This window comes from uncultured Acetatifactor sp., from assembly GCF_948601915.1.
Classification (GTDB): Bacteria; Bacillota; Clostridia; order Lachnospirales; family Lachnospiraceae; genus Acetatifactor.
In genome coordinates this window covers 13,196-36,855 of record NZ_CAPDXS010000012.1, presented here as the reverse complement: position 1 = coordinate 36,855, position 23,660 = coordinate 13,196, and the positions used below count along the sequence as shown (strand labels likewise).

Annotated in this window: 21 protein-coding genes and 1 pseudogene; 16 read left to right on the top strand and 6 right to left on the bottom strand. The window is 56.2% G+C overall.

The features are described 5' to 3' along the window. Positions 1–58 precede the first annotated feature (58 nt). Positions 59–985: a carbohydrate ABC transporter permease gene (locus Q2B33_RS03535; protein ID WP_296466158.1), complete on the bottom strand. Its 927-nt coding sequence runs from the start codon at positions 983–985 to the stop codon at positions 59–61. 19 nt (positions 986–1,004) lie between these two features. Continuing rightward, a complete protein-coding gene (locus Q2B33_RS03530; RefSeq protein WP_300782990.1) occupies positions 1,005–1,937 on the bottom strand; it encodes a sugar ABC transporter permease in 933 nt (310 codons plus the stop codon). Between the two features lie 520 nt (positions 1,938–2,457). On the opposite strand from Q2B33_RS03530, the gene Q2B33_RS03525 reads away from it, so the two are divergent. The 15 genes from Q2B33_RS03525 (at position 2,458) to Q2B33_RS03455 (ending at position 19,246) form a co-directional block, all read left to right on the top strand. After that, positions 2,458–3,465, top strand: a complete 1,008-nt coding sequence (locus Q2B33_RS03525; protein ID WP_296477748.1) for an AraC family transcriptional regulator — start codon at positions 2,458–2,460, stop codon at positions 3,463–3,465. 100 nt (positions 3,466–3,565) lie between these two features. Further along, complete coding sequence (locus tag Q2B33_RS03520) at positions 3,566–4,492, top strand: sugar ABC transporter permease (RefSeq protein ID WP_296477750.1); 927 nt, start codon at positions 3,566–3,568, stop codon at positions 4,490–4,492. Between the two features lie 12 nt (positions 4,493–4,504). Further along, positions 4,505–5,425, top strand: coding sequence for a carbohydrate ABC transporter permease (locus Q2B33_RS03515; RefSeq protein WP_296477751.1), 921 nt, complete (start codon positions 4,505–4,507; stop codon positions 5,423–5,425). A 66-nt stretch (positions 5,426–5,491) separates the two neighbouring features. Further along, the gene (locus tag Q2B33_RS03510) at positions 5,492–7,354 is read left to right on the top strand and encodes a hypothetical protein (protein WP_300775096.1); all 1,863 of its coding nucleotides are present in this window, start codon (positions 5,492–5,494) and stop codon (positions 7,352–7,354) included. Positions 7,355–7,538: 184 nt separating this feature from the next. After that, entirely contained in the window at positions 7,539–9,644 is a 2,106-nt protein-coding gene (locus tag Q2B33_RS03505; protein ID WP_300782993.1) for a hypothetical protein, read from the top strand. A gap of 217 nt (positions 9,645–9,861) precedes the next feature. Next, positions 9,862–11,889, top strand: coding sequence for a methyl-accepting chemotaxis protein (locus Q2B33_RS03500; RefSeq protein WP_300782995.1), 2,028 nt, complete (start codon positions 9,862–9,864; stop codon positions 11,887–11,889). 361 nt (positions 11,890–12,250) lie between these two features. Then, positions 12,251–12,508 (top strand): CD3324 family protein, encoded by a 258-nt coding sequence (locus Q2B33_RS03495; RefSeq protein WP_300775102.1) that lies wholly within the window; start codon positions 12,251–12,253, stop codon positions 12,506–12,508. Between the two features lie 45 nt (positions 12,509–12,553). Further along, the gene (locus tag Q2B33_RS03490; RefSeq protein WP_300782997.1) at positions 12,554–13,591 is read left to right on the top strand and encodes an ABC transporter ATP-binding protein; all 1,038 of its coding nucleotides are present in this window, start codon (positions 12,554–12,556) and stop codon (positions 13,589–13,591) included. Continuing rightward, positions 13,588–15,297, top strand: a complete 1,710-nt coding sequence (locus Q2B33_RS03485) for an ABC transporter ATP-binding protein (RefSeq protein ID WP_300782999.1) — start codon at positions 13,588–13,590, stop codon at positions 15,295–15,297. The genes Q2B33_RS03490 and Q2B33_RS03485 overlap by 4 nt, the downstream gene beginning before the upstream one ends. Positions 15,298–15,854: 557 nt before the next feature. Then, a complete protein-coding gene (locus tag Q2B33_RS03480; protein WP_300819410.1) occupies positions 15,855–16,586 on the top strand; it encodes a hypothetical protein in 732 nt (243 codons plus the stop codon). A gap of 35 nt (positions 16,587–16,621) precedes the next feature. Continuing rightward, positions 16,622–16,894: a flavodoxin domain-containing protein gene (locus Q2B33_RS03475; protein WP_300783402.1), complete on the top strand. Its 273-nt coding sequence runs from the start codon at positions 16,622–16,624 to the stop codon at positions 16,892–16,894. 55 nt (positions 16,895–16,949) lie between these two features. Next, complete coding sequence (locus Q2B33_RS03470) at positions 16,950–17,084, top strand: hypothetical protein (protein ID WP_300566662.1); 135 nt, start codon at positions 16,950–16,952, stop codon at positions 17,082–17,084. Positions 17,085–17,171: 87 nt separating this feature from the next. Next, positions 17,172–17,912: a DNA alkylation repair protein gene (locus Q2B33_RS03465; RefSeq protein ID WP_300783404.1), complete on the top strand. Its 741-nt coding sequence runs from the start codon at positions 17,172–17,174 to the stop codon at positions 17,910–17,912. Further along, a complete protein-coding gene (locus Q2B33_RS03460) occupies positions 17,909–18,685 on the top strand; it encodes an HAD-IIB family hydrolase (RefSeq protein ID WP_300795033.1) in 777 nt (258 codons plus the stop codon). Before Q2B33_RS03465 ends, Q2B33_RS03460 begins: the two co-directional genes overlap by 4 nt. Before the next feature lie 54 nt (positions 18,686–18,739). After that, positions 18,740–19,246 carry a GNAT family N-acetyltransferase gene (locus Q2B33_RS03455; protein WP_300566650.1) on the top strand — a complete coding sequence of 169 codons (507 nt, stop codon included), beginning with the start codon at positions 18,740–18,742 and terminating at the stop codon, positions 19,244–19,246. A gap of 69 nt (positions 19,247–19,315) precedes the next feature. Here the strand turns inward: Q2B33_RS03455 and Q2B33_RS24480 are convergent. From Q2B33_RS24480 to Q2B33_RS03435, 4 genes and pseudogenes are all read right to left on the bottom strand, one after another. Continuing rightward, a pseudogene (locus Q2B33_RS24480) lies at positions 19,316–19,780 on the bottom strand (GyrI-like domain-containing protein). Between the two features lie 13 nt (positions 19,781–19,793). Then, the gene (locus tag Q2B33_RS03445; RefSeq protein WP_300783406.1) at positions 19,794–20,438 is read right to left on the bottom strand and encodes a GNAT family N-acetyltransferase; all 645 of its coding nucleotides are present in this window, start codon (positions 20,436–20,438) and stop codon (positions 19,794–19,796) included. A gap of 392 nt (positions 20,439–20,830) precedes the next feature. Further along, positions 20,831–21,889: an RNA polymerase subunit sigma-24 gene (locus Q2B33_RS03440; protein ID WP_300775236.1), complete on the bottom strand. Its 1,059-nt coding sequence runs from the start codon at positions 21,887–21,889 to the stop codon at positions 20,831–20,833. Between the two features lie 318 nt (positions 21,890–22,207). After that, positions 22,208–22,705 carry a helix-turn-helix transcriptional regulator gene (locus tag Q2B33_RS03435; RefSeq protein ID WP_300566638.1) on the bottom strand — a complete coding sequence of 166 codons (498 nt, stop codon included), beginning with the start codon at positions 22,703–22,705 and terminating at the stop codon, positions 22,208–22,210. Between the two features lie 480 nt (positions 22,706–23,185). Between Q2B33_RS03435 and Q2B33_RS03430 the strand changes: the two genes are divergently transcribed. Further along, positions 23,186–23,653: a cupin domain-containing protein gene (locus tag Q2B33_RS03430; RefSeq protein WP_300783408.1), complete on the top strand. Its 468-nt coding sequence runs from the start codon at positions 23,186–23,188 to the stop codon at positions 23,651–23,653. Positions 23,654–23,660: the final 7 nt, after the last annotated feature.

Genomic DNA, 23,660 nt, shown 5'->3' with positions numbered 1-23,660 from the left:
CCATTGCAGACAGAACCCATTCCCGTCTGCCGGCGTAACAATCCGATGAAATCTCAGGTCAGCCTTTCACGGAACCCGTGTACATGCCATAGATGAAATACTTCTGCAGGAATGGGTACACGCACAGGATGGGCAGCACCGCCACCACCACGCTGGCCATCTTCAGGGACTGGGGCGTCATCTTCACGTAGGTGGAGACCAGGTTGTTGCTGATGTCCGTCTGGGCGGTCTGGGTCAGCAGGTTGCGGATGATGTACTGGGCCGGATAGAGATTGGAATCCCGGACATACAGCATGGTGGAGAACCAGTCGTTCCAGTGCGCCACCGCCGCGAAGAGCCCCAGCGCGCAGAGGGTGGGCTTGAGCAGGGGCAGTGCAATATAGGACAGCTTTTGCAGCTCCGATGCGCCGTCCAGCTCCGCGGAATCCATCACATCCTGGGGCAGCCCCTCCACGAACATCTTCACCACCAGCACCCCGTATGGATTGCCGAAGGCCGGGACGATGTACACCCAGAAGGTGTTGAGCAGGTGCAGCTTGCTCATCAGCAGGTATCCGGGAATCAGCCCGCCGCCCAGGATCATGGTGATGATTAGGTAGATCATCAGGGCCTTGCGGCAGGGGAAATCATAATTCGCCAGGGTATATCCCAGTATCAGCGGGAAGACCAAAGCCACCACCACGCCCAGCAGGGTGCGGATCAGGGTGATCAGCATGCCGTGCAGGAAGTTGGTCCCGGTGATGATGTATTTGTATGCGCTCAGCACGGGCTTCCTGGGAATGATGATGAAATAGTTGCGCTCCAGCATCTCCCCCTCGGAGCTTAAGGACATGCCCAGCACGTAGAACAGCGGAACCACGCATATCACCAGCACCAGCACCATGATGACATTGATGACGATCTGGTATGTCCATTCCTGCCTGGACATTTTGATCCGGTTCTCCTTGGGCGTTCTGAATTTTATAGTCTCTTTTTCTGCTTTCATGTGCGTCCGGCTCCTTTCCCTAAAACATGCCGCGCCCGGCCACCTTCTTCGAGGCGGTGTTCGCGATCAGTATCAATACCAGGCTCACCACGGCCTTCATCATGCTCACGGCCGAACCAACGCCGTACTGCATCCTGCCCAGGCCTATCCGGTACACCCATGTGTCTATGACATCCGCCACATCGAAGACGCTGGCATTGTAGAACAGCAGGATCTGTTCAAAGTCGCTGTTCAGGATATTGCCCATGGCCATGATCAGCGAGAAGGAGATCACGGGGATCATGGCGGGGAGCGTCACGGCCCTGATTCTGGCAAGAGGCCCTGCCCCGTCGATCTTGGCCGCCTCGTACAGCTCCGGGTTCACGCCGGTCAGCGCGGCGAAATAGAGAATCGTGCCCCATCCGGCCTCCTTCCAGACCTGGGAGCCCACCAGCAGAGGGACGAAAGCCTTGCTGGAAGTCATGAACGGATAGGTATTGCCGCCCAGCTTGCCGATCAGGATATTGATGAAACCGCTTTCGCTGAAGAAGGCAAATACGATGCCGTAGATGATGACCCAGGAGAAGAAATGGGGTATGTACACCAGCGTCTGGCCGAATTTCTTGAACAGGGTGCTGCGCAGGTCGAATATGATGATCGTCAGCAGAATCGGCGGGAAGAAGGTGAACACCAGCCTGGCGATGCTGATGGTCAGCGTGTTGCGCAGCAGCTTGAACATTTCCGGGTCGTTCAGCACATATCTGTAATGCTCCAGCCCCACCCAGGGCGCGTTGGAGATTGTGCTCCCGACCTTCATGTCCTTCAGGGAGATCATGAATCCCCAGATGATGGGGATGTAGTTGAAGATAAAGTAGTACGCCACCCCGATCAGCACGAACGGTAACAGCAACCGGTACTTCTTCAGGCGGAATCCCAGCGGCCGCCTGCGATACGTCAGTTCATTTTTTCCCATGTCTGCTTATGCCTCCTTCTCCTTGGCGAAACATTAGATTATTTTGGCCTTCGACAGATTCGGGTTCGCTTTTGCGCCATAAAGTACACTTTTTGGCGCAGAGAAAGACCGCGATTTCTTCTACAAAAAATACGGTCTGCGAGACAAATGATATTTCGTCATATACTAAGTAATATTTGATTACAATTAGGATATTATGCTGGAAAATGCTGATGTTCTTTCATGCTAAAGAAACAGACTCCGAAAAGCACACTTTTTGGATTCGCCCGGAAAGCTGTCATTTTTACCAAATTTATTTGTATAAATACTTGATTTTTTTACTTTTGTGTAGTATAGTTATTAAATCATTCGACAGTTTGTTGAAGTGCCAAAAAGTGTACTTTTTGGTGCGAAAGGGAACATGTATCTTTTCGATTCTCCTTCTGAACATCACCGTTCGCCCCGCGGAGCACATGATTTTGCGCACATTTTTAAAGTAGACTGGCGAGACATCCCACAAACGGAAAAAGGAAAAGAAAGTATGAATTATAAACAGTTGGATCGGGCTCTGCGGCAGTTGGAGCCGATGGAGGAATATTACAGGGAGACGGGGGGCAACCTGGAGTATCAGATGAGGAACAGGGCCAAGAGACGAGGGGCGTTTTATCAGATGGACTATGAGCCCAAGTATAAGAACGATCTGTTCTCCTTTCAGGCCCACCCGTACATATACATTTCCCGGCATATCCGCTATGTGCCGGTCTTTAACCACAAGCATGACTGGGTAGAGCTGTGCTACATGTATTCCGGCTCCTGTGAGCAGACCATCAACGATTCGGTGCATCTGACGCTGAAGGAGGGGCAGATGCTGATTATCGACACGGACGCATACCACTCCATCGGCAATACAGGGGAGAACGACATCCTGATCAACATGCTGCTGAAGAAGGAATTCTTTACAGAAATCTTTTTCAGCCATTTTTCGGAGCAGAGCGTCCTGCTCCGGTTCCTGCTGAACGCCATTTCGGAGAAAGCGAACCATGACAACTACATCTTGTTCCCCTCGGAGGACAGCACGCGGATCGGGCTGTTCATGCGGGAGCTGATGATCGAGTTCCTGGCCCCCCGCAGCCCCAGCTCCGTGGACGTGGTGGACAACCTGATCAATCTGATTTTCCTGGAGCTGGCCCAGGTCTACCAGTCCGAGGCCATGCGCTCCGGGCTCCAGGTGCCGGAAAATAAGGTATTCAGCATCCTTCGCTACATCCAGGCCAACTACAGGAGCTGTACGCTGACCTCCACGGCGGAATTCTTCGGGATGAATCCGAATTACCTGTCCACGCTGCTCAAGAAGAGCACCAACTATACTTTCAAGGAGCTGGTGCAGGGGCATCGCTTCGCCTATGTGACCACCATGCTGCAGAATACCCAGGTGCCTGTGGACGAGGTGATATTCCGGGCGGGCTATGAGAACACTACCTATTTTTATAAGAAATTCAAGGAAAAATACGGTTGCTCTCCGAAGCAGTACCGGATAGAGAATTCTTGAACAAAATATGAAGTTTTGATGGAAAAACTGTGAAGAAAGGAGGTTAAAAACAGGAGTATATTCAGGTATGATAGGAACATCAGAAAGGAGAGGTGCAAATATGCAAAAGACCAAGAAAAAGCCCGGGCATATCAAGCGGCAGCTAAAACGCTACAGCGTGCTGTATGTGATTCTGCTGTTGGCTATCGTCTATTACTTTGTGTTCATGTACGTGCCGCTGATTTGGGGTGTGGAGATTTCCTTTAAGGATATGAAGATTGGCAGCACCATCCAGGATGCCCCATGGGTGGGCTGGAAGAACTACAAGTACTTCTTCCAGAACAAATCCATGCTGAAGCTCCTGCGCAATACCCTCATCATCAGCATCAACAGCATGATTTGGGGCTTTTTGCCGCCAATCCTTCTGACGATCGCGATATTTGACCTGCGCAGCAAGAAATATCAGAAGTTCTGCCAGACCATGGTGTATATCCCGCACTTTTTCTCCTGGGTCATCATCTACGGCATCGTGTTCGCGTTCTTCTCCGGGAACGGATTCGTCAATGGCATCATCCGCGCCCTGGGCGGCACGGAAGTGGGCTTTCTGACATCCAAGAAGGCGTTCCTGCCCCTGCTGATCGGGACCCAGATCTGGCAGAGCGTAGGGTGGAGCACCATCCTTTACTTTGCGGCGCTGACCTCCGTGGACACCGAGCTGTACGATGCGGCGAAGATTGACGGGGCCGGCCCCATCCAGAGGATCCGGGCGGTGACCTTCCCGGCCATGAAGCCGGTCATCACTTTCTCCCTGATCATGTCCCTGGGCGGCGTGCTGGGCACCAACTTCGAGCAGATTATGATGTTCTACAACTCGGCCCTGTACGATGTGGCGGACGTGATCGACACCTGGGTATACCGCGTGGGCCTGGGGCAGATGCAGTACGGCTATGGTACTGCCACCTCCATGATGCGCTCGGTGGTGGGACTGGTCCTGATGGTATCGGCGAACACGATTTCCAAGAAGGTATCGGGACGAGGAATGTTCTAAAGGAGGGGCCAAATGAAGAAAAATCGAAAAGTATCGGTTCCCCGGGGCAGCCAGATTAAGATGTCCCGGGAGGAGAAGCTGTATCAGGCGTGCATCGCCATCGTGGTGGGATTCGTGACGGTGGCCTGCATCCTTCCGCTGCTGTATGTGGTGGGGATGTCCCTCACCTCCGAGGGCGAGATGATCGAGAAGAACTTCTTCGTCATCATCCCGGAGCATCCCACGCTGGCGGCCTACAAGAACCTGTTTTCCAGCGCCAACTTCTTTGACGGCATGAAGATTACGATATTGCGTACCTTCATAGGGATATTCTCGGCATTGGTGCTGACGGTGCCCGTGGGCTATATCCTGGCCATCAAGGAGCTGCCGTTCAAGAATCCCATATTGCTGTATTTCATCACCACCATGCTGATCGGCGGCGGGACCATTCCCTCTTATCTGCTGTACCGGGATCTCCATCTGCTGAACAGCTTCTGGGTCTACATAGCCCCCAGCCTGGCCAATACCCATGGGATACTGGTGGTGAAGCTCTTCGTGGAGGGCATCCCCACGGATTTGATGGAGTCGGCGGATCTGGACGGCGCTTCGGAGCTGCAGAAGATGTGGCATCTGGGGATTCCGCTGCTGCGCCCCACAATCCTGGCCCTGGGCCTGTTCGCCGCGGTGGCCCACTGGAATTCCTGGATGGACGCCATGATCTACGCTCCCATGAATACGAAGATATGGCCGATCCAGTACATCATCCGCAACATGATGCTGGCAGCCAGCACCAGCATGGACAATGGGATACCGATTTCCTCGTTCATGAAGATGACGCCGGAGGGCTTCAAGATGGCCGGCGTGCTGGTGGCGGTGCTCCCCATCCTGTGCGTGTATCCGTTCCTGCAGAAGTATTTCGTCAAGGGAATGTTTACCGGTTCCGTCAAGGGATGATGCCGGTTTACAGATATCTAGGATTCACAAGTTTAGTTCCATTTTAAGGAAAGGAGAGTTATGAAAATGAAGAACAAAACAGTAAAGCTTATGGCTGTGTTCATGGCTGTGGCAATGGCGATGACAGCCTGTGGCGACAGTGGCGGTGACAGCAAAGAGTCTTCCGGAGACAATCAGGAGAAGTCTTCTGCGGAGGAATCCAGCAAGGAAGAGGAGAGCAGTGCCGAGGAGACAGGCTCCGAGGATGCGGATTCCGAAGACGCGGGCGCTGATGGGGGAGGTTCTGCGGCGGCCAACATCCCCGCTTTCGAGGATATCGAGTTTGCGGACGCGCTGCCCGTGAATCCGCCTATGGCGGACGATGTCAACTATGACTATGACGACATGAGCGTCCATTACGACCTGGTGTTCCAGACCTATTCCTACGGCGAAGTGATGCCGGAGAACGACCCGATCAAGAAATGGCTGGAGGATAGGTTCAATGTGACCCTGACGCTGATTACCAGCGCCCAGCAGGATTACGAGACCACCATGTCCACTATGTTCGCCGGAGGGGACACCCCCGACCTGGTGATGTTCACCAAGCCTGACACGGCGTTCGTCATCGGCGGACAGGGGCTGCTGGTAGATGCCAGGGAGATGTACCCCTACATGCCCCAGACCTGCAAGTTCGTCACCAAGACCATGATAAAGGCCACCACTATGGACAATGGCGAGATTCCCGCGGTGACCAAGTATTCCATCCAGGATTCCGACGGCTGGAACGTTTCCTTCCGCCAGGACTGGCTGGACAAGTTCGGGATGAGCATCCCTACCACCCAGGAAGAGCTGCTGGCCTATGCCCATGCCTGTACTTATGACGATCCCGACGGCAACGGTGTGGACGACACTTATTTCATCCTGGGAGCGGGCAGCGGCAAGAGCCTGCAGATGCTCAACGGCTTCGCGCCCTTCTTCGGAAATCCCGCCTATACGGTGGGCGATGACGGGAAGCTGTCCGTGCCCATGATGAACGGCTCCACCGAGAACTTCCTGAAATTCGCGAACGCCCTCTATGCCGACGGCTGCCTTCCGTCCGACTGGTACACCATCCAGTGGGAGGAAGCCAAGTCCTACTGGCTCAACGACAGGCTGGGCGCTGTCCATGCTCCGAACATGATTGGTGAGTACTGCTCCCATTTCATCAATGACGAGAACAAGAGCGACCTGGAATATTTTGAGAAGCTGGTGAACACATGGGTATATTCCGACAAGGCTCCCGTGGAGGGCGGCAAGGGCTCCGCAGGCGGCAGCCTGGGCATGCTGTGGTCCATCCCGAAGAAGAACGTAGAGGGAGACCAGGGCAAGATGCTGCGCATCCTCCACATGCTGGACGAGATGTGCTATGGCGGCGAGGCTTACTTCAATACGGTACAGGGCGGCGGCAATGAGGTCTATGCGGCTGACGGCTATGACCAGGATGTGCGTTTCTTCAACGAGGACGGCTGGCAGGTGATCTCCAAGACATCGGAGCATCCCTCCGACGCAGGACAGTACGGCGCCAGCGGACTGGCCCTTGCTCCCTGGCAGAACTTCGGCTTCACCACCAAGTGGATGGCCAACTACGTGAGAGAAGAAGAGGATCCGGACGATCCCACAAAGGTAGAGCGCGACAAGCTCAGCGCGGAAGCCAACGACAAGGCCAACGCGGCAATGGCGGCAATGGACCGCTGGCCGGCAGACGCATTGCTGTACTCTACTGCAGGGCTGGAAGGGACTGAGATGCTCACTGAGTTCGTCAACGCAGAGCAGTATAAGTTCATCGTGGGCGAGAGAAGCTTCGACGAGTGGGATGACTTCGTGCAGGAGTGGCTGGATCAGGGCGGCGCGACCATCGTCCGTTCCGTTGCAGAGCAGCTTGGCTGTGAGCTTCCCGACGGCGTGGAGTAAGAGTGATTTGTAATCAATATTTTTGAGGAATAACTGATATATGAAAAAGGGCTGCTATAAAGACGAAGGATTTGTGGCGGCCCTTTTTCTATTTCTGACAGGACAGGACTATTGTGGCAGGTTGCTGTTATAACGGCATTGCCGTTATCACAATCTGCCATTGCGGTAATATGCGATGAATCGTATGTCAAATAAGAAGGAGGCGGCAGCGATGAAGGTGCTGGAGGCGAAATGGAGCGCGGGGAAGGGCGGAGGCTCTGTCACATTTGAGCAGGTGGCCCTGGAGGAGCCTGTCCGCGGGGTACGGGTCTGGTATAAGGCCGTGGATAAGGGCGTCTTTGACATGGAGGTGTGGGTGGACGGGGCAGTGGCGGCGGTGATCGCCATTGCCGGAACGGCTTATTTCAACGAGCTGGAGAGCGTCTGGGCGGAGGTGCCGGAGATTGGGGCGGGGGTGCATGCTATCGCGTTCTCCTGCGGGGAGAACGGCTATTTCGACCGCTTCGAGCTGACGCAGGAGAGCCCCTGCGCCGGGGCGGAGGAGGCACCGGAGCGGCATTTCCGGGATACCTGCAATGACCTGCTGGTGGCCACGGACATGCTGGGCAGAAAGCTGCCGGGGCATGAGGAGGTGGGCGGCCCAAAACGTAAGCTGGTGGGCCTGTTCTACTGGACATGGCGCAATGGCCAGGGCGCAGGCGGCAGGGCGATTCCCCGGAACCTGACCCGGATATTGGAGCAGGCCCCGGAGGCGGAGTTCGACATGGGGCATCCGATTTGGACGGACGATGACCTGGTGCATTGGAATGAGCCCTTCTACGGCTTCTATCGGAATGACGATCCGTATGTAATCAGGAAGCATGCCCAGTATTTTGCCGACGCGGGGGTGGATGTGCTGGTGTTCGACGCCACCAATGGTTCCTGTGTCTGGCGGGACGCCTATATGCCGCTGCTGGAGGGGCTGGACCAGGCCAGGCGGGACGGCATCCGCACGCCGCAGGTGGCGTTTATGATGAATTTCGCGGCCTGCCCGACCACCCTTGCGATGCTGCGCAGCGTGTACCAGGATCTGTACCGCCCCGGCAGATACCGGGACCTGTGGTTCCTGTGGGAGGGGAAGCCCCTGGTGATGGCTTACCCGGAATCCATCCCCCGGGAGGGGAAGTCCCCCTATGACACACAGATCCTGAATGAAATCCGGGCGTTCTTCACCTTCCGCCCGGGACAGCCCGGCTACGCCACCGGCCCCAAGAGGCCGGACCACTGGGGCTGGCTGGAGACCGCCCCCCAGAACGGCTTCGGGGCAAGGGAGGACGGAAGCTTCGAGATGTGCACGGTGGGCGTGGCCCAGAACGCCCGGGACGGCCGCATCTGCACGCATTTCAACGACAAGGGCACCTACGGCAGGAGCTACACCCATGAGCACGGCCACGAGGGGCTTACGGAGGATTCCTATCTGTACGGGCTGAATGTACAGGAACAATGGGAGCGCGCCCTGGAGCTGGATCCGGACTATGTGTTCGTCACCGGCTGGAACGAGTGGCTGATGGGGAAGTTCCCGGGCAAGCCCTGGATCTGGGACGAGGACAGCACCCAGATCGCCTTTGTGGATCAGTATGACAGGGAGCATTCCAGGGACATCGAGCCGGACTGCGACGGCTATCTGGACTCCTATTATCTGCAGCTGTGCGCCAATATCCGCAGGTTCAAGGGGGTGGCCCATGTAGACCGGGACGTGGCGCCCATAGAGCTTATGCCGGGCGAGATTGAGAAACTCAGGGAGGCCCTTCCCGCCTATCTGTCCCATGCGGGCACAGAGGCGAAGAGGGACTACCAGGGTCTGGGGAAGGCTGACCGCTATGTGAACCACAGCGGCAGGAACAACATCGTGGAGGCCCGGGTGGCCTATGACAGCGGGAAGGTGCATTTCCTGGCAATCTGCCGGGAGGAGATCCTGCCCGCGCCTACAGGGGCAGTCAATCCCATGACATTGCTTCTGGATACGGACTGCGACAAGGCCACCGGATGGGAGGGGTATGACTTCAAGATTACTGAGGGCGTGCTCTACGGCTGGCGGGACGGGGCGTTCCGGGAGATTGGCGGTGTGGAGGCCGTGCGGAGGGGCAATGCGCTGATGCTGACCGTAGACCGGGAGCTTTTGGGGCTTGCCGGAGAGGGGAAGCCGGTCTTCGAGTTCAAGTGGATCGACAGCATCGCCCTGGACGACGTGATGAACTTCTACCGGGACGGGGACGCGGCGCCCTTTGGGAGGTTCAATTTCATCTATTGACCGTATGGACAACGGAAGACAGCGCTGCAGCGGGAGCCATGGAAGGGGCAAGCTTTCCATGGCTCCCGGCTTTTTGCGCTCCGGGGGCATGGCGGGGCGGACGTGTGGCGCCCGGCGCAGGAGCGGAGAGAGAGGACAACCTAAGACATTGAAAAAGGGAAGGATTTGTGATAGAATAGATTCAACATTCATCCTGCAATATGGGGGTATTTTTATCATGAAATTTCTGGTAAACCGCAAACTGGCAACCCGTATCGGCATCATCACCACTGTCATCACTCTGGCGGGGATGCTGCTTCTATGGCGCACGGTATCCGACAGGGTCTCGGAGATCGTCAAGAACGACATCACCAACCAGATGACGGATGCAGTGGAATCCAGGGCCGCCATCATCAACGATTACGTAGCGTCCGCAGAGGAGTATATGACAGCTTTCGCCATTGGAAAGGAGGTACATGACCTGCTCATGGATCCGGAGGATCAGGAGCTGCTGGCAAGCGTCCAGAAATATACGGAAGACTTTGCGGCTGTCAAGGGCATCTTCGAGGGGCTCTACATCGCCACGCCCGAGACATATGTCCTGACCCATACTTCGCAGCAGGCCATCGGTATCACCACCCGGTCAGGGGAATCCCTGGAACTGTTCCGGAATACCATCCTGGCCCAGGAGCAGCTGACCAATTCGGGCATCATGAAATCACCCGGCACGGGCAGCATGATACTTTCCATGTACTATCCGATTTTTGAGGAGGGGGACTGCATCGGCTATGTGGGGGCAGGGGTCTATGCGGACCGGCTGATGGACGTATTGCTTGGACTGGACATCCAGGGGCTGCCGGGCAGCGAGTATGTGTTCCTGAATGTGGAGACAGGCGTCTATCTTTACCATGAGAACGAAGAGCTGCTGAACACGGAGACGGCGGACAGCGGCTATCTGGAGATCATCGACAGGATCAAGGCGGACGGCGGCACCCAGGCCGGCACCTATGCCTATGAGGACGAAAACGGCGTGGAGCAGATGGTGGTATACAAATATCTGAAGGACCGCGGATGGGTCTTCATGGTGCGGGACAACGCGGCGGAGGTGTATGGGGCTTTGGATGAGGTGCACTTCGCGGTGGGCACGGTATGCGCGGCTGTGGCAGTGGTCATCATCCTGGTGACGCTCCTCATATTATATCGCCAGGGCAAGGAGCTCTTGGCTGTGGAGAGGGCCATCAGGCACCTGGGCAGCCTAAGCCTTTCCGCCGACCAGGAGCTGGAGCGGTTTTACGGCAGAAAGGATGAAATCGGCATGATCGCGCAGACGATACATGATGTCTGCGGCTATCTGCGCAAGACGGTGGAGGATATGGGGCGGATTCTGGGAGAGATGGCGGACGGAAACATTGCCGTGGACGTGGTCAGGAACGAGGCGTTCTACATCGGCGATTTCAGGGTTCTGGCAGAGAGCCTGAAGACCATCCGCACCAATCTGACCAAACTGATGCGGGATATCTCCCATATTTCAAACCAGGTGGATACCGGGGCGGAGCAGCTTTCGGCGGGCGTCAATACGCTTTCCCAGGGGGCAGTGGAGCAATCGGCATCCGTGGAGGGGCTGGCGGAGAACGTGACGCAGATCACGGCCCAGATAAAGGACAGTACCGTATGCTGCCATGACGCAAGCGAGCTGGTGGACAAAGCCAACGGCTACGCAGCGGAGGCCGACGCGAAGATGGCGCAGCTGAAGGTGGCCACAGAGAATATCCAGCGCTCCTCGACCAAGATAGGCAGCATCATCGAGACCATTGAGGACATCGCGTTCCAGACCAATATCCTGGCGCTGAACGCGGCGGTGGAAGCGGCCCATGCCGGTGAGGCGGGCAGAGGCTTCGCCGTGGTGGCGGAGGAGGTGCGCAGCCTTGCCGCGGAGTCCGGGGAGGCTGTCCAGAGCACCAGCGTCCTGATCGGAGGTTCTGTCCAGGACGTGAATACGGGGACGGCTGCCGCAGGGGACGTCATATCCGCGGTGCAGATCATCAACGAGTGCATCCAGTCCATCAAGACGCTTATGGACGACCTGGCCCGGGCAAGCGTGCGGCAGTCGGAAATGATCGTGTCCGTGGAAGAGGGGATTCAGGAAATCGAGAGGGTGGTACAGACGAATTCCGCCGTGGCGGAGGAAAGCGCCGCGGTTTCCAGGGAGCTGTCAGACCAGGCTAAGACCCTGAACAGCCTGATTGGCCAGTTCCGGGTGCAGTGAGCCGCGGATTGGGCAAAATCCACATGCCAGGCGGAGGGAAGGTCCGGCTGAGGAATATATATGCAGCGATTAAAGCTTGCCCCAAAGCCGGATAAACGGCATGGCTTGCTGTGCTATGTGACGGGCAGGAATTCAATGCCGTTTATATAGGATCGAAGAAAGGAGAGAGATGGATGAAGCAGAAGACCACAGGGGCCTTATTTGCGAACGGCCCCAAGCTCTTCATTGCCCATGCAGAAATCGCGGGCATATAGGAATCTGCATGGGCCAATAGCACTATATGCTCTGCTGTTTCTGCACTTTATTCATGATGCCTGACAATGCTTGAATAAGGAGCGGGAAACGGAGGAAAAGCATTCCGATGAAATATGTAAATGCAGCAGAGATATTGCCGGAGAGGTTGCTGAGAGAGCTCCAGACCTATATCGACGGGGACGTGCTCTATGTCCCCAAGTATTCGTCCAAAAAGAAATGGGGGACCGTCAGCGGCTCCCGCAGCTTTTACGGAGAGCGCAACAGGGAGATCCAGAGGCTGTACAGGGAGGGATGCTCCATGGAAGCGCTGTCGGAAAAATATGGTCTGGCACACAGTACCATTCGGAAAATCATATATGGATGACAAAAAGGGCGCTTGCCGGGAAGGGCAGGCGTCCTTTTTTGCGTTGTGCGGGGAATCTACAGGGAGGGCCTGGGGCAGACGGTGGCCGCATACCGCAGGGAGGGGAAGCGGATCGCAGGGTTCGGGTTCCTGGAGCTGCTGCTTGGAGATTTCATCGGGATTACCCAGGCCATAACCATTTTCAGCTCGGATGTGGAGTGGATGCTGGATACGGCCCTGGAGATGAAGACGGCGTCCCTTTATATAAACGAGTATACGGAGTATCTGGCACAGGAGGCCCACAGAACGGAAGGGAACGGGGGAGCCGGGCAAAAGCCTGACGCGGCCGGGCCGTTTTGCATCACCTTTGACCATGTGAAATACCGATATCCCGGAAGCCGGGTGGACGCGCTTGACGATGTGACGGTAGAGATCAGGAGTGGCGAGAGAATCGCCATTGTAGGGAAAAACGGGGCGGGGAAAAGCACCTTTGTGTCCCTTCTGGTGAACCTGGTTTCCGCCAGCGAAGGAAGGATCGCGCTGAACGGCAGGGATATGGATACCTGGGAAAGGGAAGCGCTGAAGTCCTTTTTCGGAGTGGTGTGCCAGGATTACCGGATTTATCCTGTCTCTGTCCGGGACAATGTATCCATGGGCGGCGGGGCCGGGGACGGGGATATCAGGGAGGCCATTGAAAAGGTAGGGCTAGGGGCCAGGATTCCGGATATAGATGCCGTCATCGGGAAGGAGATCCATGGGGAAGGCCTTGTGCTGTCAGGCGGGGAGCGGCAGAGGCTGGCCCTGGCCCGGGTAATCGCGAATCCGTTCCCGGTGGTGGTGCTGGACGAGCCCACCAGCGCCCTGGACGCGCTTACGGAGCGGAACATGAACCGGCTGATACTGGATGCCCTGAGGGACACCGGCCGTACCCTGCTGTTCATCTCCCACAAGCTTTCCACCACGAAGCTGGTGGATCGGATACTGGTCTTTGACGGCGGCAGGCTGGTGGAAGAGGGGGACCATGCCGCGCTGATGGAAAAGAAAGGGATCTACGCAAAAATGTATCTGGAACAGACCAACCTGTACAAGGGACAGAGCGTATGAAGAAAGACGGTTTATCGATAGGGGCGATCATTAAAAACAATTTTTACATGGCAGCCGCCGTGTTCCGGGCGGATGCCGCGTACCTGGGCCTTGCATTGCTGGTTCGGGCGCTGTCCGCGATCGCCGAATCGTTTCTGTATGTGTATCTGTTGGGGACAGTGATATATTTTGTGGAAAACGGGAAGGGGGCTGGGACGATCCTCCTGTTTCTGCTGTCTGGCATGGCGTTCCTGGGGGCGGTGTTCGCGCTGCAATCTTATTACAAGCATGTCTTCGAACCTGTCCACAGAGAACGGATCGTCAGCGGGCTGCAGCGGGAGCTTTTTGATAAGCTCCAGGCTGCGGACATGGCGAATTATGATTCGGAGGAACTGTACACGGCGGTGGCCCTGGCAAACAGGGAAATCGCGGTGCGCCCTCTGGAGGCCACGGACAATCTGTTCCGGGGGTTTGAGGGGCTGGTTGCCGCCGGTGCCATCATGGCCGGAACCGTTCCCACCAATGGATTCGTGCCGGGGATCTGCATAATCTCCTTTGCTGCGGGCATTTTCCTCACAAATGTCCAGTCTGAAAAAGAGGTCGGATACGACGAGGAGATGAAAAAGAAGGACAAGAAACTGTCCATGCTGCGCCGTCTCCTGTATCTGCCGGAGTACGGGAAGGACAATCGGCTGAGCCATGTGCATAAGGTGTTCCTGAGGGACTACAGGGCCACGGTGGAAGAAAAGGAAGGGATTGGGCTGGACAGCGGGAGGAAGATCGGGAACCTGGCTTTTCTGCGGAGATTGTTCTGCAGCGCATTCTGCATTGATTTCCTGATTCCCCTGTATCTGAGCATGGCGGCCCTGCTGTGGGGAAAGCTGCCCATTTCGGCGTTCGTGGTGGCGGTCAACGCCGGGGACCAGATACAGAGGAAGCATCAGGGCTTCTTTGCCTATCCGGACGGCACGCCGGGGCTGCAGGGGATCGACCTTGCCATCCGGAAGGGGAGCAAGGTGGCGATCGTGGGGAGGAACGGCTCCGGCAAGAGCACTTTGATAAAGCTGCTGCTGCGCTTTTACGATGCCTCCTCCGGCAGCATCCGGCAGAACGGGAGGGACATCAGGGAGTTTGCCGTCTCCTCCTACAGGGCGCAGTTCGGCGCTGTCTTTCAGGACTTCAATATCTACGCCGCCTCTGTCAGGGACAATGTCTGCATGGGGGAGGAGGCGGAGGAGGGTAGGCTGGTGCGGGCTCTGGGGAGGGCCGGGTGGTACGGAGGCGTTAAGGAGTTCGGAGGAGGCTGCTGTAGGGACGGTGGCAAGGAGTACGGCGAAGGCTGCGGCAGAGCCTATGGTGAAGGCGGCGTCCCGGAGTTGGAGTTGCAGTTGACAAGGGAGCTTGACGAGGAGGGAGTCCTGTTCTCCGGCGGACAGCTGCAGCGGCTGGCTCTGGCCAGGGCCTTCTATAAAGACAGCGATATCGTCATCATGGATGAGCCCACCGCTGCCATGGATGTGTTCTTTGAACGGGAATTTTACAGAACCGTGTTCCGGCAGCTGAAGGATAAGACGGTGATTTTCGTGTCCCACAGGCTGTCCTCCGTCACCGCATGCGATACGATCGTCTACATGGAGCGGGGCAGGATCCTGGAGCAGGGAACCCATGATTACCTGATGGGCCTGCAGGGGGGATATTACCGCCTGTTCCGGGCGCAGTTTGAATAGGGGATTTCATAAAAATTTCGACTTGTCACGGAGTGGGCATTGTGCTATACTGAATCTATCAGACGGGGCGGCAGCCCCGGAGAGATTCGGCAAGCAGGACATTCGGGCCGCGCCAGGCAGCGCGGGACTATAATTTCTGACATTCTATCATTCAGAACACCCTGCTTAAGACCAACGATTCGACATAGGCAGGGGAAGGGAGCGGGCTCCGGCAGAGGAGGGCCCTCCGGCGCTGTACCGTCATCCGCGCCCCCCTGCGGAAAGGAAGGCCATGGGGGGACCAAACAATGCGCTGAGGGTGTACATGAAGCGCCCGGACAGGATACGCGCGGTACTGGAATACTATCTGAGGGAGGAGCTGCCGGTGGACTGGGAGTGCCGTCAGCGGGACGGGTTCCTGCCGATGCGGGACAGGAAGGGGAGGCTGACGTTCCGGGAGAGGGACTACCTGGGGGAGGCCAGGGCCTGGGGCGTGCGCTTCCTGCTGGGAATAGAGAACCAGCAGACCGTGAACCTGACCTATCCCTGGCGTCTGATGGAGATGGACTGCCCAGGAATTGTCATGGACAATTCCTTGCTATGGAAGGGAGATAGAGGCCATACGGGAGGGGAACGAGGAAAGCGGCGCGGGATACGGGCCGGAGGACGACTTCAAATACCGCTTCCGCAAGGGCGACGTGCTGGAGCCTGTGGTGGACCTGATGCTGTATTGGGGGAAGAAGGAGTGGAAAGGGCCCAAAACCCTGAAGGGCATGATGCGGGACATGTCGCCGCTGCCCCGTAGGCTCCGCAGGCTGGTGGGAAACTACCGGACGGCCATGATCCCCATGCGGTCCATACCGGACGAAGACCTGAGGAGGATGGGCTCCGACCTGAAGTACGTGCTGGGGATACTGAAATGCACATCCTCCAGGAAGCAGTATGAGCAGTATATCCTGGAGAACCGGGAATACTTCGCCAGGATACCCAGGAGCGCGGTGGATGTGATCGACGTGTTCACGAACATCGGGGACATCAGGAGCCGTCTACAGTATGAATGGAACCAGGACAATGGGGAGGAGGAGACAGACATGTGCAAAGCTTTGGAGGACATCAAAAAGCATGAAATGAAGAAAGGCGTAAAGGTGGGCCGGAAACAGGGCATCGAACAGGGCGAGCGGCTGGGGACCCTCAAGACCCTGTGCGCCCTGGTCAATGACGGCCTCCTGAAAGCGGACGAAGCCGCCAGACGTGCGAACCTGTCGAAGAAGGCTTTCGGCATGGAGATGAAGAAGGCGGGATATCGATAGAAAAGGAACCTGACGAAACCCGAAGGAGGCATGAAATGAAAACGATTCTCATCTATGAGTCCACCCATCACGGAAACACCAAAAAACTGGTGGATGCGGTGGCGAAGCGATATGGAATCCGGACAGCGACAGTGGAGGAAGCTGCCGCAATGGATTTGAGCGCCTATGACAGGATTGGCATAGCATCCGGCGTGGCCTTCGGAAAATTTTATGAGGCCACGGAGCGGTTCATGGACGATTCTCTGCCGAAGGGGAAAGACGTATTTTTCCTGGAAAGGCTCTTTTTTCCATTATACTTGCGGAAATGACAGCGGGAAATACGCGAATTCGGTTTCGGCGAAGGCCAGAGCCAGGGGCTGCAGGGTGCTCGGAGTCTATGGATGCCGCGGCTTTGACACCTTCGGGCCGTTCAAGCTGATTGGGGGCATCGCCAAAGGACATCCCACACAGAGTGAGATTGACGGCGCGGTGGAGTTTTATGGGAGCCTGGCGGAGTAGAAGGCTCCTGGGGGATTTGGATAGGTGGTTTGAGCTTCTGCGGAATCCGCAGAAGGACGGACAGGACTGGCTGCAGGATGCAGATGCATGGCCGGAAGATTGGGCGGAGAGGATAAGGGGCAAATGGGAGAGCAGACAGGAGGACGCATAGCCGATAGGATACAAACTGAATTATGGGAACTGCAGGACGAGGGCTACAGGGACTTCCACGCAAAACTGATTCCCACCGTGGCGCTGGAGAAAATCATCGGCGTGCGCACCCCGCAGGTGCGCACGCTGGCAAAAAAATGGGCGAAAGACCCCAGGATTGGGGAATTCCTGGGACAGCTCCCCCATAAATACTATGACGAAGATAATGTCCATGCCTTTATCGTAGAGCAGTTTAAAGACTATGGGGAATGCCTGGAGCAGACGGAGCGCTTCCTGCCTTACATCGACAATTGGGCCACCTGCGACATGATGGCTCCGAAAGTGTTCGCCAGACACACAGACAAGCTTCTGGAGCCTATCCGCCGGTGGATTTCCTCCACGGAGACCTACACTGTCCGCTTCGGAATAGGGATGCTGATGCGCTTCTATCTGGATGAGGTGTCCCGGCCGGAGTACCCCGAGTGGGTGGCGGCAATCCGTTCGGAGGAGTATTATGTCAACATGATGCGGGCATGGTATTTCGCCACGGCCCTGGCCAAGCAGTACGAGACGGTGGTTCCGTTCCTGGAGGAGAGGCGGCTGGATGCCTGGACGCACAACAAGGCCATACAGAAAGCCCGCGAGAGCAACCGGGTGACGGCGGAGCAGAAAGAGTATCTGAAAGGGTTAAAAGTATGAATGCCAAAATGATTTTGACGGATTTGGATTACACGCTGCTGCATTCTGATGGCAGCATATCAGGATATACAAAGCAGATTTTGAAAACATGCCAGAGCAGAGGAATCCTTATCGCGATTGCCACTGCCCGGTACTGGATAGGGGCAGAACGGTACATAGAAGAAATCCAACCGGACTACGAAATCACTACGGATGGGACTCTGATCCATCAGCGTGGGATACAAGTTTACAGCTGTAGCATGGATACGGCTGATGCGAACCGGATTATACAAGAGCTGAAAGGACAGAATCCAGATACGGAAATAACAGTGGCATCAGGACGTCGAGTCTTTTGGAACAGTCATCACATATCGGAGTCGGAGAAGCTATATAAAGCCGTCTTCTGTGATTATGAGAAGCCCCTATCCGGCCCGGTCAATAAAATCGTGGCGGAACTTCCCGATAGCCGCGTGGCGGAAGAAATTGCAGATAGAAATCATTGCCGCCTACAAGGTTATCGGGGAGAGGACTGGTACGCTTTCCTGCCGGAAAAATCGGGCAAGATACAGGCAATCGTGGAGTTGGCAAAGCGGTTGGATATCCCTTTAGACGATATTGTATCTTTTGGCGATGATGTAAATGATATGGAAATGCTTCGAATATGCGGTATGGGAGTCGCTGTCTCCAATGCGGTTGCGGATGTAAAGGCCGCTGCGGATTGTGTCGCATGGTCCAACGATGAGGACGGTGTGGCCCATTGGATTGAGAAAAATATACTTGCCGCAGGGACGTGAATGCTGAAATCAATAAAATCTTACTGGTATTGGATAGCGAAAAGGAAGAGTGACATGATGCACGAAAAAGGAAAGAAATCAGAAAATACAGCAACAATACGGCTGGCAACAGAGCAGGACTATGACGCAGTGGAACGGATCATGAAACAGGTACACAGGATGCATGTGTGCTGGAGGCCGGATATCTATGTAGATATGGATCCCATACTGCCCTGCGACAGATACCTGGCCCATCTGGCGGAGGAGCAGGTCTTAGTGGCAGACCTGGAGGGGGAAGTGGTGGGACTGCTGATCTACCTTGTCCGCCATATCTCTGGCGGCCCGGTAAAAGAGCGGGACGTGCTGTTCGTGGACTCCATGGCGGTGGAGGAGCGCTACCGGGGGCAGGGCATCGGACGCAGACTGTTCGACACATTGCTGGAGCTGTGCAGGGAGCGGGGATATGACGGTCTGGAGCTGCAGGTCAATGCCAGGAACGCAGGGGCCAGGGCCATGTATGAGAAATACGGGTTTACGGAGAAATCGGTGAATATGGAGTTTTTGAAGCTTTCCGTTAAATGAGACGCGCTTTTTTGGCTGCAGGCGCATCCTCCCCCGCAGCAGAGCTGCGGGAAACTGCGCCCTGCGGAATCAAAGCCGCCGGATGGGGAAGAACATGTACTGCTTTCCTGTCTCCGGACAGGTGAAATCATGCACGGCTCCTGCCAGGGAGAGGCTGTTCTCCTCCAGCCAGTTCAGCATTTCCGGGAAGGCGTTCCCGCCGTCACATTCTACATAGGCATATTCGAAGCCCGGAACCACCCATTTCGTCCAGCCCTCCGGGGCCTGTGCCTCATCATCTCATTCCACCCCGGCCAGATACAGCCCTTTGGTAAACCCCTCCTCCCAGGGCCGAAAGGAGCGGGAAAAATCGGACATGGCACCCCAGATGCCGGCCAGGCCGCCGTTTTCGTCCTTTTTCGCCAGATGCTGTACCTCCGCGAAATGGGAGTTGGCATCCTCCCACAGCCTCCGGATGAAGCCCTCGCCGTCCCGGGTGGAGCCCTCCTTGCCGATTACGGTAAAAGATTCCTTGATACACTTGTTTACGTTCATTGATATACCTCCATTATGTATCGCGCTGCGCAAGAATCTCCTCCATGGACGCGGCATCGAAGGCCTCCAGCGCCCTGTGACCTGTCAGCGCTTTCATGATTCGCCATCCTTCCAGGCTGTTGACGGCATTCTGGGGCAACGGAAGGAAGCCCAGATCCAGGTAGACCTTGCAGGCCAGCCAGGTGGTGGTCTGGGTGGGGATTTTGGCATGGGTATAGTTTAGATTCCGCATGATATCCAGCACATGGGCAATCAGAGGCTTCGCCAGGCCTTTTCCCTGCTGCTCCCTGCGGACGGCCACCCAGTGTAGCCAGCCGGAACCGGATTTGTCCCGGCCGGTGATGTCGTAGTAGGCCGTGGCGGTGGCCACCTTCTCGCCCTCGGCATTTTCCACAAATACCATACGGTTCAGGAGAGAATCCTCCCTGCCGCCGTAATATCTGTTCCAGACCTCCAGCCCCTGCTCATAGGTGGAGAATTCCTTTGCGGACTTCTCGATGTCAATCCAGCTATCCCTGTCCCCGTACTGATAGAAGACGAAGCGGTAGCCTTCCGGAAGGGGAAGCTGGGGGACATTGTCCAGATCCTGTTCCAGCAGCAGTTCGTAGTGTTTTATCCGATGGTCATGATTGTCGAATTGGATGACTGTCTGTTCCATTGCGATGCCTCCTGAGAGCCTTGCCCGTCATGGGCTGTGTCGGTTGCCTGTGAAGTTCCGTAATGCCATAACGGTATCATAATTCGGTTTCCGTGTCAAGGTGCGGAGGGATTCCGCCATGCAGGACTTCCGGATTCACATGTCACATACGGACGGAAAACCTGGATTCCTGGTTCGTGGCATGGTGCCATAGATTCCCGCAGCTTGTCATGCGGATTGGGTTTGGGGTTATCGGCCTGGTGTTCACGCGTTTGGCGATAGCATTGTTCCGCCTGACCAGAGAAGGTGCAACGTGACTGCATGCATTGAAGAATTGAAGAACGGCATGGCCCGCAGGTCATGCCGTTTGCGCTGGGTGAGGCATTTTCGACAGGCTCCGGAGCGTTGTTCCCTCAGGCCGGAAACGCCTCCGCCAATTCTCGGATAAGACCATATGCCCGCCCATCGTGGGCCTTCATCCGTTCAATCTGCCCGGCGAAGAGGCGGCGGTTCTCGGCCTTGGCCAACTGGCGGGTCTGGGCCTCGCCCCGCTCCCAGCCGCCCAGGACGGGAATCATTTCTTTCCAGATGATTTCCGGTATCCTCTCCAGCTCCCCTGCGGCGGCATTCAGGCCGGGGGCCATGGCAGGGGACTGCTCCGCCAGCCTGCGCAGGTACTTTGCGGCGTTGAAGCGCCCGTCGGAGAGGCAGTCCATGGCGTCGCCGTGGCACATCATGCGCTCCACCAGCAGGGGAAAGACAGCGTCAGGAGGGAAATCCTGGTCGCGCAAAAGGGCGTCTTTCCAGGCATCGTAGGCAAGTGTCCCCTTGGCATAGGTTCCGCACATGCGCCCCTCAAGAGCCTGCGCCGCATTCCGGAGCGCTTCCCCGGGAGTAAGGGGAGGCAGGCTTTCCGTGCCGGTGGCGATCAGAGCGGTGGTGTCGGGATTCTCCCACCAGTCGGCAGTGATGAAATAACCGTTCTTCTCGAACCGGACGCTCGCCTGGTATTCCGGATATTCCTGGAACACATTCCAGCCCATGAGCACATTGCCGCCCTCCCGGTAGCCGGTGATGACGCAGGCTTCCGGGGGACCGATGACGCCCAGGGCGATGACCGGATTCCCGGCGTCGATTTCCCGGCGGATGAAGTCTGTGAAATCCTCCTTTTTCGTCTCGGGCGTGCGGCCAAGGAACTTAAGCTCCCGCTCCATGGCCCGCATGCCGCAGCGGAACACCATTGCGGGGTCGTCGAAGGTGAAGACCGCATCCACATTGCCGCCGTCCCAACAGGCGGTATTCCAGGCCAGCCGGAAGGCCGCGCCGCTCTCCGCCATGGCCCGGGTGTAATCCAAGGGGATTCCCAGGTATTTCCCGCAGGAATGGACGCACATGGGAAAAGGGGTGCATCCGTCCTGGCCGTAGGCTACTTTGGGGACTCCGTATAAAATCGCGCTTTCTTGTTTTTCCATATTTTTACCTCGCTTGTTTTTACCTCGATTGCACTTTAAAATTGTAGTCTATCCGGCCCCTCTCCAGGGTCCGGATATTATTTCATCATAACCGCTGTCTGTGCGCCACAGCGTTCCCGGCCGGGCTTTTCCGTTTTGCCGGACGGTTCCATGATACCCGATACCCCGATGCAGGAATCCCTGAGCGACTGGTCCTGGCTGTCCACCCCGGTGCTGCGCTGTCGTCAGCCAGCGATGCCTTGCGCCCGCCGCCTTTCTCCGCCTTGTCCCGGCGCGGACATCTGGCACTGCGTACCCGGGAATCCGGACGGCTCTAGCCTATTCCGCAGAAGTCCGGGCAGCCTGGCAGCGTTCCTTATCAGGGGGGTCTTCCGCTGCGGTGCGGCAGTCTCCGGCATCTTTCGCTGCGGTCTGGTTACCTCCGGCATCGCCGCGCCTGTCCGGAAGCGCCGCGCCGAACACCCCAGCACAGAGCCGCACCCGGGAAAGCACAGGGGCCTCGGCGCGAAACTGGGAGGGCGTGTAGCCGGTGTGCCGAAGGAAGGCCCGGGAGAACACAGTCCTGCCGGAGTAGCCGTAACGGATGGCGATGTCCATGACCTGCCAGTCCGTGTCCAGAAGCTCCTGGGCAGCATTGGCAATCTTCCGCTCCTGTATGTACCGGGACAGCGGCTTCCCCGTGCATGTCCGGAACACGTCACGGATGTGGGCCAGGGAGAACCCGGTGTGGCGGACAAGCTCGTCCATATCGATTTCCTGGCGAACACGGCTTTCCACAAAGGTGCACACAGACCAGATTAGAATATAGTGGTTCATAGGGCCCTCCTTTCGCCGCATGTCCGTATTGCTTCGAAGCAAGATAAGTATAACACAGTCCGGGGAATCGGGCGCAACGATTTTGAGGAATTTTGGGGCAGGACCGGGGAATATGTGTTGCGCAGGAGGATTTTTCAAATTCACCGGCGGTGGAATCTGCCGCATATTTACGATGCTTTCCGCTCGTGAGTCAGGTGTCATGGACGAAGAGCATTCCATGGACGTGACAAGCTGTCAGTGTGTGGCGCGGAAAACACCCCGAAAGAGAGGAGCAGGAAAATTGTAGATTTTTTCACATTGTGGTGCTATAATTATCAAAACTGTTGTTTAGAGTTTGTCCTCCACTATCAACGAAAAGATTGCTTTGGGTTAAAATTGAAGAACTTAAAATCCGCCAATTAACGAATCAGTATCTTATGACACCCACAGATAAAATGACGGTGCCTTGTAATGCCTGCTGATATGAGGAGAAGCAAGATTATGAGCGAAATGAAACACGAGTCAATCGACAACATACCTAAAAACTATATAAACGAACACGAGGGCTACGAATATTTTCGCCGTAAGTTTGTGCCCTTTGGAGGCGCCAAGAACACCTTGGTCAGTATTTATGAGATACCTCCGAAGAAAGCGGCATACCCCTATCATTTCCATCACAACAATGAGGAGACATTCTATATTATCAGCGGCGAAGGAATTTTGAGAACTCCGAGTGGTGAGCGTAAAGTCAGTGCGGGAGATCTTCTGTTCTTTCCTACCGGTGCGGAAGGTGCTCATAAACTGACCAATTCCTCGGAAACTGAAAATCTTGTTTACATCGATTTTGATGTGGTACACGATGTGGATATTACTGTCTACCCCGATTCAGATAAAATAGGCGTTTGGGGCATGGGAATCAACAAGCTCTATCCACAGGCAGGCGATGTGGACTATTACGACGGAGAATAAGGCTTTC

Coding starts and splice junctions, on each gene's coding strand:
- Q2B33_RS03535 (WP_296466158.1), bottom strand. CDS start 985: ATGAAAGCAGAAAAAGAGACTATAAAATTCAGAACGCCCAAGGAGAAC.
- Q2B33_RS03530 (WP_300782990.1), bottom strand. CDS start 1,937: ATGGGAAAAAATGAACTGACGTATCGCAGGCGGCCGCTGGGATTCCGC.
- Q2B33_RS03525 (WP_296477748.1), top strand. CDS start 2,458: ATGAATTATAAACAGTTGGATCGGGCTCTGCGGCAGTTGGAGCCGATG.
- Q2B33_RS03520 (WP_296477750.1), top strand. CDS start 3,566: ATGCAAAAGACCAAGAAAAAGCCCGGGCATATCAAGCGGCAGCTAAAA.
- Q2B33_RS03515 (WP_296477751.1), top strand. CDS start 4,505: ATGAAGAAAAATCGAAAAGTATCGGTTCCCCGGGGCAGCCAGATTAAG.
- Q2B33_RS03510 (WP_300775096.1), top strand. CDS start 5,492: ATGAAGAACAAAACAGTAAAGCTTATGGCTGTGTTCATGGCTGTGGCA.
- Q2B33_RS03505 (WP_300782993.1), top strand. CDS start 7,539: ATGTCAAATAAGAAGGAGGCGGCAGCGATGAAGGTGCTGGAGGCGAAA.
- Q2B33_RS03500 (WP_300782995.1), top strand. CDS start 9,862: ATGAAATTTCTGGTAAACCGCAAACTGGCAACCCGTATCGGCATCATC.
- Q2B33_RS03495 (WP_300775102.1), top strand. CDS start 12,251: ATGAAATATGTAAATGCAGCAGAGATATTGCCGGAGAGGTTGCTGAGA.
- Q2B33_RS03485 (WP_300782999.1), top strand. CDS start 13,588: ATGAAGAAAGACGGTTTATCGATAGGGGCGATCATTAAAAACAATTTT.
- Q2B33_RS03475 (WP_300783402.1), top strand. CDS start 16,622: ATGAAAACGATTCTCATCTATGAGTCCACCCATCACGGAAACACCAAA.
- Q2B33_RS03465 (WP_300783404.1), top strand. CDS start 17,172: ATGGCCGGAAGATTGGGCGGAGAGGATAAGGGGCAAATGGGAGAGCAG.
- Q2B33_RS03460 (WP_300795033.1), top strand. CDS start 17,909: ATGAATGCCAAAATGATTTTGACGGATTTGGATTACACGCTGCTGCAT.
- Q2B33_RS03455 (WP_300566650.1), top strand. CDS start 18,740: ATGATGCACGAAAAAGGAAAGAAATCAGAAAATACAGCAACAATACGG.
- Q2B33_RS03445 (WP_300783406.1), bottom strand. CDS start 20,438: ATGGAACAGACAGTCATCCAATTCGACAATCATGACCATCGGATAAAA.
- Q2B33_RS03440 (WP_300775236.1), bottom strand. CDS start 21,889: ATGGAAAAACAAGAAAGCGCGATTTTATACGGAGTCCCCAAAGTAGCC.
- Q2B33_RS03435 (WP_300566638.1), bottom strand. CDS start 22,705: ATGAACCACTATATTCTAATCTGGTCTGTGTGCACCTTTGTGGAAAGC.
- Q2B33_RS03430 (WP_300783408.1), top strand. CDS start 23,186: ATGAGCGAAATGAAACACGAGTCAATCGACAACATACCTAAAAACTAT.